The 15,715-nt window shown below is 70.8% G+C and carries 11 protein-coding genes; 6 read left to right on the forward strand and 5 right to left on the reverse strand.

Annotation, left to right across the window (positions count from 1 at the left end; genetic code table 11):
- Window positions 1–2 precede the first annotated feature (2 nt).
- Window positions 3–887 (forward strand): Cof-type HAD-IIB family hydrolase, encoded by an 885-nt coding sequence (locus ABZ128_RS02445; RefSeq protein WP_356845600.1) that lies wholly within the window; start codon window positions 3–5, stop codon window positions 885–887.
- Between the two features lie 2 nt (window positions 888–889).
- Here ABZ128_RS02445 and ABZ128_RS02450 read toward each other — a convergent pair whose 3' ends face one another.
- From ABZ128_RS02450 to ABZ128_RS02465, 4 genes are read right to left on the reverse strand one after another with little or no spacing between them, the layout of a single operon-like run.
- Window positions 890–2,635, reverse strand: a complete 1,746-nt coding sequence (locus ABZ128_RS02450) for a GAF domain-containing protein (protein WP_356845601.1) — start codon at window positions 2,633–2,635, stop codon at window positions 890–892.
- A gap of 24 nt (window positions 2,636–2,659) precedes the next feature.
- On the reverse strand, window positions 2,660–6,208 hold the full coding sequence (gene cydD / locus ABZ128_RS02455; RefSeq protein WP_356845602.1) for a thiol reductant ABC exporter subunit CydD: 3,549 nt from the start codon (window positions 6,206–6,208) through the stop codon (window positions 2,660–2,662).
- Between the two features lie 45 nt (window positions 6,209–6,253).
- Complete coding sequence (cydB, locus tag ABZ128_RS02460; protein ID WP_356845603.1) at window positions 6,254–7,255, reverse strand: cytochrome d ubiquinol oxidase subunit II; 1,002 nt, start codon at window positions 7,253–7,255, stop codon at window positions 6,254–6,256.
- Between the two features lie 16 nt (window positions 7,256–7,271).
- Window positions 7,272–8,777, reverse strand: a complete 1,506-nt coding sequence (locus ABZ128_RS02465; protein ID WP_356845604.1) for a cytochrome ubiquinol oxidase subunit I — start codon at window positions 8,775–8,777, stop codon at window positions 7,272–7,274.
- Window positions 8,778–8,968: 191 nt separating this feature from the next.
- Here ABZ128_RS02465 and ABZ128_RS02470 point away from each other — a divergent pair, with 191 nt between their 5' ends.
- Window positions 8,969–9,337, forward strand: coding sequence for a cyclophilin-like fold protein (locus tag ABZ128_RS02470; protein ID WP_356845605.1), 369 nt, complete (start codon window positions 8,969–8,971; stop codon window positions 9,335–9,337).
- 34 nt (window positions 9,338–9,371) lie between these two features.
- On the opposite strand, the gene hisC is transcribed toward ABZ128_RS02470, so the two are convergent.
- On the reverse strand, window positions 9,372–10,451 hold the full coding sequence (gene hisC / locus ABZ128_RS02475; RefSeq protein ID WP_356845606.1) for a histidinol-phosphate transaminase: 1,080 nt from the start codon (window positions 10,449–10,451) through the stop codon (window positions 9,372–9,374).
- A gap of 361 nt (window positions 10,452–10,812) precedes the next feature.
- On the opposite strand from hisC, the gene ABZ128_RS02480 reads away from it, so the two are divergent.
- The 4 genes from ABZ128_RS02480 (at window position 10,813) to ABZ128_RS02495 (ending at window position 15,688) form a co-directional block, all read left to right on the forward strand.
- Entirely contained in the window at window positions 10,813–11,928 is a 1,116-nt protein-coding gene (locus ABZ128_RS02480) for a LacI family DNA-binding transcriptional regulator (RefSeq protein WP_356845607.1), read from the forward strand.
- Between the two features lie 229 nt (window positions 11,929–12,157).
- Entirely contained in the window at window positions 12,158–13,417 is a 1,260-nt protein-coding gene (locus tag ABZ128_RS02485; RefSeq protein ID WP_356845608.1) for a metallophosphoesterase, read from the forward strand.
- Between the two features lie 149 nt (window positions 13,418–13,566).
- Window positions 13,567–14,409: a hypothetical protein gene (locus ABZ128_RS02490; protein ID WP_356845609.1), complete on the forward strand. Its 843-nt coding sequence runs from the start codon at window positions 13,567–13,569 to the stop codon at window positions 14,407–14,409.
- Window positions 14,410–14,557: 148 nt separating this feature from the next.
- Window positions 14,558–15,688, forward strand: a complete 1,131-nt coding sequence (locus ABZ128_RS02495) for a glycosyltransferase (protein ID WP_356845610.1) — start codon at window positions 14,558–14,560, stop codon at window positions 15,686–15,688.
- Window positions 15,689–15,715: the final 27 nt, after the last annotated feature.

Genomic DNA, 15,715 nt, shown 5'->3' on the forward strand with positions numbered 1-15,715 from the left:
CCATGGGCGAAGATGGAGCCGTGACCTCGGCTCCCCAGCGCCCGGACGGGCCCACCCCCACTCCCCGGCTCATCGCCACCGATCTCGACGGCACCCTGCTGCGCGACGACAAGTCCGTATCGCTGCGCACGGTCGCCGCGCTGGCCGCCGCCGAGGAGGCCGGGATCGAGGTGTTCTTCGTGACCGGTCGCCCCGCCCGCTGGATGGACGTGGTCAGCGATCACGTCCACGGTCATGGCCTGGCGATCTGCGCGAACGGCGCCGCCGTGGTCGATCTCCACGCGGGCCGCGAGTTCGTCGAGGTGAGGGCGCTCCCCCGAGCCACGGCCCTCACGGTCGTGGAGACCCTGCGGGCGGCCGCGCCCGGCACCTCCTTCGCGGTCGAGACGACCACCGGAATCAACTACGAGCCGCTCTACCCGCCCTTCTTCCTGGATCCGGGCGCCCAGGTGGCGACCGCCGAGAAACTGCTGGAGGAGAACGCGGACGACAAAGCGGCGCCGGTCCTCAAGCTGCTCGCGCACCACACGGAGCTCGCACCCGACGAGTTCCTGGCCCTGGCCCGCTCCGCCGCGGGTGCGTACGCATCGATCACCCGCTCCAGCCCCACCGCCCTGCTGGAGATCAGCGGACTCGGCGTCTCCAAGGCCAGCACCCTGGAGCTGTGCTGCGCCGAGCGCGGCATCAGCCCGGCCGAGGTCGTCGCCTTCGGTGACATGCCGAACGACGTGGAGATGCTCCGCTGGGCCGGCACCTCGTACGCGATGGGCAACGCCCACCCGGATGTGATCGCGGCCGCGTCGGGCCGGACGGTCGCCAACAACGAAGACGGGGTCGCCGTCGTCATCGAGCGCATCCTCGCCGAACGCGCCGCTCGCCCCGCGTAGCCCTAGGCCTGCAGCGGGGCCTCCCAGACCAGGGTGGTCCCGCCGCCGTCCTCGGCGATGCCGGGTCCGTACGAACTGGACCCGCCCAGTGACTCGGCCCGTCTGCGCAGATTGCGCAGCCCGCTGCGTCGTCCGCCCTCCGCGATGCCCACGCCGTCATCCGCGACCTGCAGCCGCACCCCGGGACGACCGTCGGCCAGGGTGACCGTGCAGTCGATGACCACCTCGATCCGGGACGCGTCCGCGTGCCGGAACGCGTTCGACAGGGCCTCTCGCAGCGCGGCGATCAGGTTCTTGCCGGCCAGTTCACCGACGACCGTGTCGAGGGGGCCGAGGAAGCGGTGTGCGGGCTTGAAGCCGAGCGGTACGGCAGCCATGTTGATCTCCCGCAGCACCCGCGTGCGCAGTCCCGCGGGGGCTTCCGCCGGGCCCTGCTGGAGGGCGAAGATCGCCGTGCGGATCTCCTGGATCGTCACGTCCAGCTCGTCCACGGCCTTGCCCACTCCGTCACGCACCTCGGGCACGATGGACCGGCGCTGAGCGCCCTCCAGCATCATTCCTGTCGCGAACAGCCGCTGGATGACCAGGTCGTGCAGGTCGCGGGCGATCCGGTCCCGGTCCTCGAACACGGCGAGCCGCTCCCGGTCGCGCTGCGCCTCGGCCATCATCAGCGCGAGTGCCGCCTGGGAGGCGAACTGTGTGGCCAGGGTCCGCTCCGCCTCGCTGAACGGCCGCTCGCCGCGGCCGCGGGGGGTGACGAGCGCGCCGAGCACCCGTCCGCCGCTGTGCAGCGGCAGCATCATGCACGGCCCGTACCGGCTGGTCAGTCTGCTGGTCATGCGTGGATCGGTCGAAGCGTCGGCCACGAAGACCGGCTCGCCTCGGAGCAGCTTGGCCACCACCGGGCTCTCGGCCGGGATCACCATCCCGAGTGAGGTCGCCGGGTCGTCCGCCGAGACGGCGACGATCTCCATCCCGCCCTCCTCGGCCGGCAGCATCACGATGCCGGCGGCGGAGTCGGCCAGATGGCGGGCCTGCTCGGCCACCACCGCGAGGGCGTCGTCCGCGTCGCCTCCCGACAGGAGGGCGGTGGTGACGGCCACCGAGCCGTCGATCCAGCGCTCCCGCTGGGTGGCGGCCTCGTACAGCCGGGCATTGCCGATGGCGATCCCTGCCTCGGTGGCCAGCACCCGGACCATGTGGACGTCGTAGTCGTTGAACTCGCCGCCGCCGTTCTTCTCGGCGAGGTAGAGATTGCCGAAGATCTCCCCCTGCACCCGGATCGGGACCCCGAGGAAGGTGCTCATGGGCGGGTGGTGCTGCGGGATGCCGGCCGAGCGGGGATCCTTGGTCAGATCAGCGAGGCACACGGTGTCGGGGTGCGAGATCAATGCCCCGAGCAGGCCGCGTTTGCCGTCGGGCCGGTGCCCGATCTTCTGCGCCAGCTCGGCGCTGACCCCGAAGGTCACGAAGTCGCTGAGGCCGTGGCCCTCGGTGTCGACCACGCCGATCGCGGCATAGCGGGCGTCGGCGAGTTCGGCCGCGGTCTCGCAGATGCGGTCCAGTGTGGAGTGCAGTTCCAGACCGGTGCCGACCGAGCGCATGGCCTCCAGGAGTTGCGGCACACGAACCGTGAGTTCGGTGGACAGCCCGTGCAGACTCCGCGTTGCGCGCGTGGCGGCCTCCAGCGGGTCCGGCGGTGTTCCGGGTGAGGCGTCCGGCGGTTCCTGCGACTCCTGCAGCGACATGACCTTGAGAGTAGTTAGTCCCTTTTACCGGGGAAAGTCAGCCGGTGCCCTCTCCGCCCGCCGCTCCCGCTCCACCCACCTGCGCAGCGGGCCTTCGACCGCGGCGAGTTCGGCGTACGGCCCGCGCTGGACGACCGCCCCGCGGTCCAGCACGAGGACCTCGTCGACCGCCTCCAGACCCGCCAGACGGTGGGTGATCAGCACCGTCGTACGGCCCTCCGTCGCTGCCAGCAGGTCCGCCGTCAGGGCGTCCGCGGTCGCCAGGTCCACGTGCTCGGCCGGCTCGTCCAGCACGAGGACGGGGAAGTCGGCGAGCAGGGCCCGGGCCAGTGCCAGGCGCTGCCGCTGACCGCCCGAGATCCGCTCACCGTGTTCACCGACCAGGGTGTCGAGCCCCTCGGGCAGGCTGTCCACCCACTCCAGCAGCCGGGCGGCGGCGAGTGCTCCTCGCAGTTCCTCTTCGCTCGCCCCCGTCCGGGCCAGCCGCAGGTTCTCGCGCACCGAGCTGTCGAAGACGTGCGCGTCCTGGGCGCACAGGCCCACGATGCGGCGTACCTCGTCGCTGTCGAGCGTGCGCGCATCCGTCCCGGCCAGGGTGTACGAGCCTTCGGCCGGGTCCAGGAAGCGCAGCAGGACCTGGGCCAGTGTGGTCTTGCCCGCGCCCGAGGCACCGACGACGGCGACGCGCCGCCCGGCTTCCAAGGTCAGGTCCACTGCGCACAGCGCGTAGCGCTGCTGCCCGGGGTGGCGGGCGGAGAGCCGCGTCAGCCGCAGCGGGAAGGGGGAGGCGGGGGCGGCGGCCGGCTGCTCCGGTTCGGCGACCGGGGCCGGAGCATCGATGACCTCGTAGAGCCGCTCGGCACTGCGGCTCACCCGCTGGCGGTACTGGACGGCCTGCGGAAGCCCGGCCACCGCCTCGAAGGCGGCGAGCGGGGTCAGCACCGCCACGGCCATGGCCACCCCGGACAGCCTCCCGTCCTGCACGGCGCTCGCGGCCAAGCCGGCGGCGAGCACCACGGTCAGTCCGCACACCAGGGCGGAGAGCCCGCTGCCCAGCCCGGTGGCGGTGGCCCCCCGGGCGGCGATCCCGGTCAGCGTCCGGTCGCTCTCCTTCGCGGCATCCTTGCGCTGCTCCAGGGCACCGGCCACGGTCAGCTCGGCCGTCCCGGTCAGGAGGTCCGTCACCCGGGTGGTGAGTTCACCCCGGGCAGGCGCCAACCGCCGCTCCGCCCGCCGGGAACAGGCGCCACTGACCAGGGGCACCCCGACCCCGGCGGCAAGCAGCCCGACGGCGAGCACGGCCCCCGCCTCGGGCAGCAGCCAGGCGGTGAACGCGACCGAGCCGGTGCCGACGAGCAGTGCGGTGCCGAGGGGCAGCAGCCAGCGGAGCCAGTAGTCCTGGAGGGCGTCGGCGTCGGCCACCAGCCGGGCCAGCAGATCCCCGCGCCGCTGTTCCCGCAGCCCGGCGGGAGCGATGCGCTCCAGCCGACGGAACACCGACACGCGCAGGTCGGCCAGGATCCGCAGCACGGCGTCGTGGGACACGAGCCGCTCCGCGTACCGGAAGACGGCCCGCCCGATCCCGAAAGCCCGGGTCGCGGTGACGGCCACCATCAGATAGAGCACAGGCGGTTGTTCGGAAGCCCGTGAGATGAGCCATCCGGAGACGGCCATCAGCCCGACACTGCAGCCCACCGCCAGCGCCCCGAGCAACAGGCCGAGCCGGAACCGCCCCTGCCAGGCCCTGGCGACCTCTCTGACCCGGCGGAGCGGATCGGAGCCGCGCGCCTGCGCCCGGCCGCCCTCGACGACAGCAGTCCCCACAGGTGCCGTCGCCGCCGCTCCGGCCGCCGGCACAGCGGACGCCGAGCCCTCGAAGACCGGCGCGGCCTCCTGCCGGGCCGGGGCCTGGCGGGGGAGGGCGCCGACGGGCGCCACCTCCACGACCCGGTCCGCCACGGCGAGCAGCGCCGGCCGGTGCACCACCAGCAGTACGGTCCGTCCGACGGACAGCCGGCGGACCGCGTCGACCACGGCAGCCTCGGTCTCGCCGTCCAGGGCCGCCGTCGGCTCGTCCAGCAGCAGCACCGGACGGTCCGCGAGGAACGCCCGTGCCAAGGCCAGCCGCTGGCGCTGGCCGGCCGACAGCCCGGCCCCGCCTTCACCGAGCTCCGTGTCCACCCCCTGCGGCAGCCGGCTCACGAACTCCCAGGCACCGGCGTCCTTGAGCGCCTGCACCACGGCTTCGGCGGGGGCCCCCGCCCTGGCGAGGCGTACGTTCTGCGCGATCGTCCCGGCGAAGAGGTGCGGGCGCTGCGGCACCCACGCGATGCGCTCCCGCCACTGCGCCGGCGCCAGTTCGGCCAGGTCCGTGCCCGCGACCCGTACCCGCCCGGCGGTCGGGGCCACGAAGCCCAGGAGCACCTGGAGCAGCGTGGTCTTGCCCGCCCCGCTCGGCCCGGTGAGCGCCACGCACTCCCCCGGCTCGACGACGAGTGAGACCGGTCCGGGGGAGTCCTCGTCCCGGCCCTCGTAGCGGACGGCGACCCCGTCGATCTCGATCCGGAGCCCCTGCGCGGGGACGGGAGCGGCGCCGGCCGTCGTGGTGTCCGGCGTCTCCAGCACCTCGAAGATCTGTTCCGCGGCGGCGAGCCCTTCGGCGGCCGCGTGGTACTGGGCGCCCACCTGGCGCAGCGGCAGGTACGCCTCGGGCGCCAGGATCAGGATGACCAGGCCGGTGTAGAGGTCCAGCTCCCCGTGCACCAAGCGCATGCCGATGGTCACCGCCACCAGTGCCACTGACAGGGTCGCCAGCAGCTCCAGGGCGAAGGAGGAGAGGAACGCGATGCGCAGGGTCCGCATCGTCGCCTGCCGGTAGTCGTCGGTGATCCTGCGGATGGAGGCGGCCTGGGCCTTGGCCCGTCCGAAGACCTTCAGCGTCGGCAGCCCGGCCACCACGTCCAGGAAGTGCCCCGAAAGCCGAGACAGCAGCCGCCACTGGCGGTCCATCCGCGACTGTGTGGCCATGCCGATCAGCACCATGAACAGGGGGATCAGCGGCAGGGTGACCACGATGACGGCCGCCGAGAGCCAGTCCTCGGTGACGATCCGGGCCAGCACCGCCGCGGGAACCACCACCGCGAGCCCGAGTTGGGGCAGATAGCGGGCGAAGTAGTCGTCGAGGGCGTCCACCCCCCGGGTGGCCAGTGCCACCAATGAGCCGGTGCGCTGACCGCTGAGCCAGCCCGGCCCCAGCTCCGCGGCCCGGTCGAGCAGCCGCGCCCGCAGCTGTGACTTGACCGCCGCCCCGGCCCGGTGGGCGGCCAGCTCGGTGAGCCAGGCGAGCACGGCCCGCCCGAGCGCCACGGCCGCGAGCAGCAGCAGTGGCGTGCGCAGCGCCTGCCCGTCCAGCCCCTTCTCGAAGGCTCCGACCACGATCTCGGCGAGGAGCATCGCCTGGCCGACGACCAGCCCTGCTCCGGCGAGTCCCAGAGCCACCACGGCGCCCAGGAAGAGCCGGGTGGTGCGGGCGTACCGGAGCAGGCGCGGGTCGATCGGTTTCACGTGAAACATCCCTCCGGGTGGGGGGTCAGGCAGGTCTGGCCGCAGGGTCGGGGATCAGTGCACATCGGCGATGTGCTGCGTGCCGATCCGCTTGCGGAACACCCAGTACGTCCATCCCTGGTAGAGCAGCACGAGCGGCGTCGCCACGGCCGCGCACCAGGTCATGATCTTCAGGGTGTACGGGCTGGACGAGGCGTTGGAGACCGTCAGGCTCCAGGCGTCGTCCAGGGAGGACGGCATGACGTTCGGAAAGAGCGTCAGGAAGAGCATCGCGACGGCCGCCGCGATGGTGATCCCCGAGAAGGCGAAGGACCATCCCTCGCGCCCGGCCAGGTTCGCTGCCAGGGCGGCCAGCAGCGCCAGCACGGCGGTGAGGGCCGCGATCAGGCTCCAGCCGTCACCGCGCGAGACCTGCGTCCAGGCCAGGAAGCCCAGTGCCAGCGCGGCGGTGACCACGCCCAGCCGGGTTGCCAGTGCACGCGAGCGCTCCCTGATCTCGCCGACGGTCTTGAGCGAGACGAAGACCGCCCCGTGGAAGGTGAACAGGGTGAGGGTGACCAGGCCGCCGAGGAGCGCGTAGCCGTTGAACAGGTCGAGGAAGGTCCCGACGTACTCCTTGTGCTGGTCGATCTTCACCCCGCGCACGATGTTGGCGAAGGCCACGCCCCAGAGGAACGCCGGGATCAGCGAGGCCCAGAAGATCGCGTGTTCCCAGTTGGTCTGCCAGCGCTCCTCCTCCCGCTTGTGGCGGTATTCGAAGGCGACGCCGCGGACGATCAGGCAGACCAGGATGACCAGCAGGGGCAGGTAGAAGCCGGAGAAGAGCGTGGCGTACCAGTCGGGGAAGGCGGCGAAGGTCGCGCCGCCGGCCGTGAGCAGCCATACCTCGTTGCCGTCCCACACGGGTCCGATCGTGTTGATCAGGACACGCTTCTCGGTGCGGTCGCGGGCGAGGAGCTTGGTCAGTACGCCGACCCCGAAGTCGAAGCCCTCCAGGAAGAAGTAACCGGTCCACAGGACGGCGATGAGGACGAACCAGACGTCGTGAAGTTCCATGGTGATCTCCCCAGCCTCAGTACGAGAAGGCCATCGGCCGGTCGGAGGTGTCGTCCCCGCCGATCTTGGTGGGCGGGTTGAGGTCGTCCTCGGTGAGCTCGGGCGGCCCTGCCTTGACGTACTTCACCAGGAGCCGGACCTCGATCACGGCGAGCACGGCGTAGAGCAGGGTGAAGCCGATCATCGAGGTGAGGACCTCGCCCTGGGAGACACCGGGGGAGACCGCGTCCCGGGTGCGCAGAACGCCGTAGACGACCCACGGCTGGCGGCCCATCTCGGTGAAGATCCAGCCCCAGGAGCTGGCGATCAGCGGGAAGGCCATGGTCCAGAGCGCCACGACCCAGTACCAGCCGGCGAACCGCGGGCTGAGCACCTTGGTCTTGAACAGGACCAGGTTCGGCACCTCGTCCTCACCGGTCCGCAGGGCCGGCGGCAGCAGGAACTTCTTCCGGGTCAGCCAGAGCCCCAGCACGCCGACCCCGAGGGAGGCCATGCCGAAACCGATCATCCAGCGGAAGCCCCAGTACGCGACCGGGATGTTCGGCCGGTAGTCACCCGGGCCGAACTTCTCCTGCTCCGCCTTGTTGACGTCGTTGATGCCCGGGACGAACGAGGAGAAGTCGTCGTTGGCCAGGAAGGACAGCAGGCCGGGGATCTCAATGGCCACCTTGTTGTGGCCCTTCTCCACGTCCCCGTAGGCGAAGACGGAGAACGGCGCGGGTGCCTCGCCGTCCCACAGCGCCTCGGCAGCGGCCATCTTCATCGGCTGCTGCTTGAACATCACCTTGCCGAGCAGGTCGCCGCTGATGGCGGTGCCCATGCCGGCGATGATCAGGGTGATCAGGCCGAGCCGCAGCGAGGTCCTCATCACGGGGACGTGCCGCTTGCGGGCCAGGTGGAAGGCCGCGATGCCGACCATGAACGCGCCGCCGACCAGGAAGGCCGCCGTGATGGTGTGGAAGAACTGGGTGAGCGCGGTGTTCTGCGTGAGCACCCGCCAGAAGTCGGTGAGCTCGGCGCGGCCCCGCTCTTCGTTGATCCGGTAGCCGACCGGGTGCTGCATCCAGGAGTTCGCCGCGAGGATGAAGTACGCGGACAGGACGGTGCCCATCGAGACCATCCAGATGCAGGCCAGGTGGATCTTCTTGGGCAGCTTGTCCCAGCCGAAGATCCACAGACCTATGAAGGTGGACTCGAAGAAGAAGGCGATCAGCGCCTCGAAGGCCAGTGGGGCACCGAAGATGTCACCGACGAACCGCGAGTAGGCGGACCAGTTCATGCCGAACTGGAACTCCTGGACGATGCCGGTGACCACGCCCATCGCGATGTTGATCAGGAACAGCTTGCCCCAGAACTTGGTGGCCTTGAGGTACTTCTCCTTCTCGGTCCTCACCCAGGCGGTCTGCAGACCGGCGGTCAGCGCGGCCAGCGAGATCGTGAGGGGAACGAAGAGGAAGTGGTAGACGGTGGTGATGCCGAACTGCCAGCGCGCCAATGTCTCGGGCGCCAAAGCTAGGTCCACGTCGTCTTCTCCTTGTCGTCGCCGTGGTCACAGCGGGCAGACTGCCTGGCGGGTTCCCCCTATATGAGGAGGAAGCAGGACACGCTTGTGAACGCGTTCACATTCACAAGCATTATGGCGCACCGCCTTCCGGACCTTTCAGGCGGGGGTACCCCCTAGCCAACTAATTCAACAGATTGTTGAATACAGCCATGCAGATACGAATCTCCTGGCCCGCCGGCCAGCTCACCGCCACCCTCGACGACACGCCCACGGCCAAGGCCCTGGCGAACGCGCTCCCGATCTCCGCGTCCGCGAACACCTGGGGCGAGGAGGTCTACTTCGACACCGGCGTCTCCGTGGCGCTGGAGGCCGACGCCCGACAGGTCGTCGACCCCGGCACGGTCGCGTTCTGGACCGAGGGCGACGCGCTCGCGCTGCCCTACGGCCCCACGCCCATCTCGCGCGGAGGCGAGAGCCGCCTGGCGAGCCCGTGCAACGTGCTCGGCTCGTTCGACGGCGACCCCCGCCTGCTGTCCACCGTCCGCGACGGCGACCCCATCCGCGTGGAGCTGGTCTAGCCCCCTTCCGGGGCTCACAGCTCCCTTCCGGGGGTCACAGCTCCTTGAAGAACGCCTCCGCCGTGTGCAGGAAGACGTCATTCGCCTCGGGCTCACCGATCGTGACCCGCAGGCCCTCGCCCGGGAAGGGCCGGACCACCACACCGGCCTTCTCGCAGGCCGCCGCGAACTCGACGGTCCGCTCCCCCAGCCGCATCCACACGAAGTTCGCCTGGGTCACCGGCACCGTCCAGCCCTGGCCGACCAGCGCGTCGTAGACCCGCTGACGCTCGCACACCAGCGAGCCGACCCGGCCCAGCAGCTCGTCCTCGGCACGCAGCGAGGCGACCGCCGCGTCCTGGGCGAGCTGGCTCACGCCGAACGGCACCGCCGTCTTGCGCAGCGCGGCCGCCACGGGCTCGTGCGCGATCGCGAAGCCGACGCGCAGCCCGGCGAGCCCGTACGCCTTGGAGAAGGTGCGCAGCACGGCGACGTTCGGGCGGCTGCGGTAGATCTCGATGCCGTCCGGGACCTCGGGGTCGCGGATGAACTCCTTGTAGGCCTCGTCCAGGACCACCAGGACGTCCGTCGGGACGCGGTCCAGGAAGCGCTCCAGTTCCGCCCGGCGCACGACGGTGCCGGTGGGGTTGTTGGGGTTGCAGACGAAGATCAGCCGGGTCCGCTCGGTGATCGCGTCCGCCATCGCGTCCAGGTCGTGTACGTCGCCCTCGGTCAGCGGCACCGGCACGGCCGTCGCACCGGAGATCTGGGTGATGATCGGGTAGGCCTCGAAGGACCGCCAGGCATAGATGACCTCGTCGCCCGGACCTGCCGTCGACTGGATCAGCGACTGGGCCACGCCCACCGAGCCGGTGCCCGTGGCGATGTGCTCGACCGGAACCCCGAACCGCTCGGCGAGCTCGTTGACCAGGCCGGTGCAGGCCATGTCGGGGTAGCGGTTGAACTGGCCGGCTGCCGCGACCGCGCTCTCCAGAACCCCCGGCAGCGGCGGGTACGGGTTCTCGTTGGAGGACAGCTTGTACGCAACGGGACCGCCCGCGGCAGCGGGCTTCCCGGGCTTGTAGGTGGGAATGCCGTCCAGCTCGGCGCGCAGCTTCGGGCTCTTCTCGCTCACCGCAGGTCCTCCTAGACCGTCCCGTACGACGTCGCCGTCGACTCAATACTCCTTACCTTATGAAGATTCGGCCCTGACGAAAATGGAGGCGCCTGGAATGCGAGGGAGCGCACGCATATATGCACGCGCTGGTGGCCCGCGCCGTGGCGCGCATCCCTCGTACAGGTGAGTTGAGACCGTCCCGAGACCAGGCCGCTTTGGCATGCTCGTACCCGCGAACAAGCGACCTGGTCACCGGCATCCCTCAAATGGCTTGCATTCCAAGGTCATTGAGGGTGGCGAACCGTGCAGAAACGTGCCTGTCAACGCGTGCATATGCATCCGGACCACCCACCGCCCCGAGCCCTACTATCGGCTCGCCATGACAGCAGCAGGGAAGCATCAGGTGAGCCGGACCGAGACCACCCGGCGGGCCGCGGGCCGACAGGGCCGCGCCGGCATCCGGGACGTGGCCGCTGCGGCGGGCGTCTCGATCACGACCGTCTCCGACGCGCTCAATGGCAAGGGACGGCTGCCCGACGCCACCCGCCGCCACGTTCGCGAGGTCGCCGACCGGCTGGGCTACCGCCCCTCGGCCGCCGCCCGCACCCTCCGTACCGGCAAGTCGGGGCTCATCGGCCTGACCGTGACCACGTACGGGGATGAACCTTTCACCTTCACCGAATTCGCATACTTCGCCGAGATGGCACGGGCCGCCACCTCCGCCGCGCTCGCCCGCGGGTACGCCCTCGTCATCCTCCCCGCCACCTCCCGGCACGACGTGTGGTCGAACGTCGCCCTCGACGGCACCGTCGTCATCGACCCCTCCGACCAGGACCCCGTGGTCACCGAACTGGTCCGCCAGGGCCTCCCCGTCGTCTCCGACGGCCGCCCGGCCGGCTCCCTGCCCATCACCGCCTGGGTCGACAACGACCACGAAGCCGCCGTACTCAACCTGCTCGACCACCTCGCGGCCGCGGGCGCCCGCCGGATCGGGCTGCTGACCGGCACCAGCACCGACACCTACACCCGGCTCTCCACCACCGCCTACCTCAACTGGTGCGAGCGCGTCGGACAGGACCCCGTCTACGAGTCCTACCCCGCCCACGACCCGTGCGCCGGGGCCGTCGCCGCCGACCGGCTGCTCGCCCGCCCCGACCGGCCCGACGCCGTCTACGGCCTCTTCGACCCCAACGGCACCGACCTGCTCGCCGCCGCCCGGCGCTACGGGCTGCGCGTACCCGAGGACCTCCTGCTCGTGTGCTGCAGCGAGTCCACGGTGTACGCCAACACCGAACCGCCCATCACCACCCTCTCCCTCAAGCCGCGCCGCATCGGCACCGCCGTGGTGCAGCTGCTCATCGACGCGATCGAGGGGGTCGACACCGGGCGGCCGGTCGAACAGGTCGTCCCGACCGAGCTCATCGTCCGCACGTCCTCGCAGCGCAGGCAGCCGCGTACGACCGTCAGTCCGCCCCGGTCACCGGCCCAGGACTGACCGGCTTTCCGCCACATCTGCGGAGGCGGCAGCCCTGCCGAGGATTTCAGCAACACCGATATCGGGAGAAAGCGGCAGGAACGATCGGTTCCGCCCAGGATTCACCACCCCTGGTGCGTCACACAGCGCGAGCCGCATTCCTATGATGGGCGCACGACATCACGGACCCTCCGCCCGGAGGCAGGAGGGTCCGCAGGTGTACGGCAGCGCGACGGTGGTGGAGGGGTCGATGACTCAGGGGGCCGGTCAGGGACCCGCGATGCGGACGGAGACGCTGCGGGACTTCCGGGTGCCGGTCACCGAGCCCGCCCCGTACGGCGTGCCCACCGGGCGTCCCGACGAGGCTCCCGTCTACGGGGAGTACCCGGCGTACTACGACGAAGGCGCGCCCACGGCACCCCCGCAGCCCTCCGCACCCCCGCAGCACTCGGTTCCCCTGCAGCCCTCCTGCCCGCCCGGACACCAGGGCCTCCAGGCAGCTCAGGCGACTCAGGTTCCGCAGACCCCTCAGGGGCAGGCCGGCCAGGAGCCCGAGGAGGACGACCCCGAGGGCTACACGCCCACCCAGCGCGACCTGCCGATCATCACGCGCGGCGGAATGGGCGGCCCTGGCGACACCGTCCAGGTCCAGTACGTGCCCCAGGAGGCCCAGCCCGCCTCGGGCCCCGGCCCGCTCTACGTCGTGGGCGACGTCCACGGCTACCTCGACGAACTCGTCGCCGAGCTCCAGGCCCAAGGCCTCATCGACGCCGACCACCGCTGGTCGGCCGGCAACGCACGCATCTGGTTCCTCGGCGACTTCACCGACCGCGGCCCCGACGGCATCGGCGTCATCGACCTCGTCATGCGGCTCTCCGCCGAGGCGGCGGCGGCCGGCGGCTACTGCAAGGCGCTCATGGGCAACCACGAGCTGCTGCTCATCGGCGCCAAGCGGTTCGGCGACACCCCCGTCGCCTCGGGCGCGGGCACCGCCACCTTCCAGGCGGCCTGGCTGCTCAACGGCGGCCAGCGCACCGACATGGAGCGCCTGGAGGACGTACACCTACAGTGGATGTCGCGGCTGGACGCGGCCGTGCTGGTGGACGGGCACCTGCTGCTGCACTCCGACACCACCGCCTACCTCGACTACGGGGACTCCATCGAGGACGTCAACGACACCATCCACGAGCTGCTCAACCGCAACGACGCCGACATCACCTGGGACCTGTTCCGCAAGTTCACCAAGCGCTTCGCCTTCCGCGACGAGGAGACGGGGCCGCAGGCCGTACGCGAACTGCTGGGCACCTACGGCGGCGGGCGCGTCGTGCACGGGCACAGCCCCATCCCGTACCTGCTCGGCGAGGTGGGCACCGAGGACGGCGACGACTCCCGCGGCCCGGAGGCCGTGGACGGACCCCACGTGTACGCCGACGGCCTCGCCATCGCGATGGACGGCGGGGTCACGATGGCGGGCAAGCTGCTGGTCGTGCAACTCCCGCTGACCGCCTGAGGGTTGTCAGAAGCGGGGTAATTCGGGAAAGCCCCTGTCACGGCGTGGCATGGTCGCTCTACCATCGCTCTATCCGTAGCAGGCTCTCCTCCGTTTGTGCCGGCGCCTCGTTCTACGCGGGCATACCGGCCTCCACGGAGCATCGGGGGATGCACATGAACAGCGCTCCGCACCTGCTGACCGAAGACCGACCGGAGTTCGATCGGCTCCTCGACGAGGCGCTGCGCACCGCGCACGAGCGGCCCGAACTCGCTGCTCTGGGCGAACGGCTGAACGCCGAACAACTGCGCACCATGGCCATCGGGGCCAGCGCACTGCTGACGGCCGCCGCCGCGGCCGAGTACGACCACTACGTGAAGGTCCGCGGGGAACGGCGCGACGAGATCCTCTCCACACCAGGCTCCGCGGGGAGCCGGGCTCCGGGCGGTCTCGGTGAGGAGGGTACGGAAGGCGACGGCGACGGTGCGGGGATCAGCGCCGTGGTCGCGGTGCTCGCACCGCTGCTGGCCGGCGCCGCCATGCTGATCTTCCTGCTGGTCGGCTACACGCTGAAGATGGTCGAGCCGGAGCCGGCCTTCGCCGACACGATGCTGACGGCGGGGTGGCTGTTCGGTGCGCTGACCGTGGTCACGCTGCTGTTCGCGGTGATCGCCCTGCTGGTGACGGCTCTGCGCAACCGGGCGACCGAGGTGGTGGCCGAGGCCGGGACCGCAGCGATACCCGACGATGTGGCACTGGCACGTGAGGCCTGGCGCCATGCCCTTCTGGAGCGGGGCATCATGCCGTTCCTGCGGGAGGCGCTGGCCGATCCGAACACCGGCCCCGTGTATCCGCCGCCCCGTGGGCCAGGAGCCCGGCGCATCCCCGACCTGGGATACACCCGCCCCGATTTCACCAGTCCGGGCACCGCCTCGCAGGGGCCCCGGCCCGGCTACACACCGCCGGATTTCACCGGCCCGGACTTCGGGGGTCCGGAGCACGGGGCACAGTGACGGTGATCATCGGCACGCCCGTCGGTTTCGTGCGGCCGCTGGTCCACGCCTTCCACCCCCCACTTGGCCGTGCCCCAAAGGGCCACCGGGTCCGCGCCGCGGCGAGCCGCCTCTGCCCCGCCCCGCGCCGTCCCTAGGGTCAGCGGCCGTGAAGCCGACCATTTGCCTCTGCATGATCGTGAAGAACGAGTCCGCCGTCATCGAACGCTGCCTCGACTCGGTACGGGATCTCATCGACACCTGGGTCATCTCCGACACCGGGTCCACGGACGGCACCCAGCAGCTGATCCGCACCAGCCTGGGAGGGATCCCCGGCGAGCTCCACGAGGAACCCTGGGTCAACTTCGGGCACAACCGCAGCCTCAACATCGCACACGCCCGCGGCAAGGCCGACTACCTGCTGCTGCTCGACGCCGACCTCGTCCTGCGCCGCACCGGGCCGCTCCCCCCGCTCACGGCGCAGTCGTACATGCTGCGCCACGAGGGCACGACGGAATACCGCATCAAGCGCCTGGTCCGTGGCGACCTTGCATGGCGGTACGAGGGTGCCACCCACGAGTACCTCACGTGCGACCGTCCCGGTGAATACGATCCGCGCCCCGGCATCCAGGAGAACCTCGACGCCCTCGTGATCGAGGACCACGCGGACGGCGGCTCCCGTCACGACACGTTCGAACGCGACGCCCGCCTCCTGGGCGCCGAATTCCAGCGGGACCCCTCCAACACCAGGACCGTCTTCTACCTCGCCCAGACGATGCGCGACATGGGCGACGCCCCGGCGGCCCTCCGGCTCTACGAGCGGCGGGCGGCGATGGGCGGCTGGGAGGAAGAGGTCTACTTCGCCCTGCTCCAAATCGGCATTCTGAGCGCGGAGTCGGGCGATTGGCCCTCCGCGATGGACGCCTTCACCCGGGCCTGGGAATGCCGCCCCAGCCGCCTGGAAGCCTGCTACGAACTCGCATCACGGCTGCGCCTGCAGGGCCGGCACCACGCGGCCCACGCGGTCACCACAGTCGTTCTGGACCGCCCGGCTCCGGCGGACCTGCTCTTCGTCCAGCCCTGGGTCTACCGCTGGGGCCTGCTCTTCGAGCACTCGATCACCGCCTACTGGGTCGGCGACACCGAGACCTCGCTGCGGATGTGCGACCGGCTGCTGGCCTTGCCCGACCTACCGGCGTCCTACCGTCGGCAGACGGAGATCAACCGGGTCTTCGCCGCATCCCGTCTCGGCGCGGCCATCCCTGTTTCACGTGAAACATCGCACCCGGCGCCGGTATAACCAGGACGCTTCAGGCAGCAGCGCTGG

It is taken from the genome of Streptomyces sp. NPDC006326 (assembly GCF_040612915.1).
Lineage (GTDB): Bacteria > Actinomycetota > Actinomycetes > Streptomycetales > Streptomycetaceae > Streptomyces.

Coding starts and splice junctions, on each gene's coding strand:
- ABZ128_RS02445 (WP_356845600.1), top strand. CDS start 3: ATGGGCGAAGATGGAGCCGTGACCTCGGCTCCCCAGCGCCCGGACGGG.
- ABZ128_RS02450 (WP_356845601.1), bottom strand. CDS start 2,635: ATGTCGCTGCAGGAGTCGCAGGAACCGCCGGACGCCTCACCCGGAACA.
- cydD (WP_356845602.1), bottom strand. CDS start 6,208: ATGTTTCACGTGAAACCGATCGACCCGCGCCTGCTCCGGTACGCCCGC.
- cydB (WP_356845603.1), bottom strand. CDS start 7,255: ATGGAACTTCACGACGTCTGGTTCGTCCTCATCGCCGTCCTGTGGACC.
- ABZ128_RS02470 (WP_356845605.1), top strand. CDS start 8,969: ATGCAGATACGAATCTCCTGGCCCGCCGGCCAGCTCACCGCCACCCTC.
- ABZ128_RS02480 (WP_356845607.1), top strand. CDS start 10,813: ATGACAGCAGCAGGGAAGCATCAGGTGAGCCGGACCGAGACCACCCGG.
- ABZ128_RS02485 (WP_356845608.1), top strand. CDS start 12,158: ATGACTCAGGGGGCCGGTCAGGGACCCGCGATGCGGACGGAGACGCTG.
- ABZ128_RS02490 (WP_356845609.1), top strand. CDS start 13,567: ATGCACATGAACAGCGCTCCGCACCTGCTGACCGAAGACCGACCGGAG.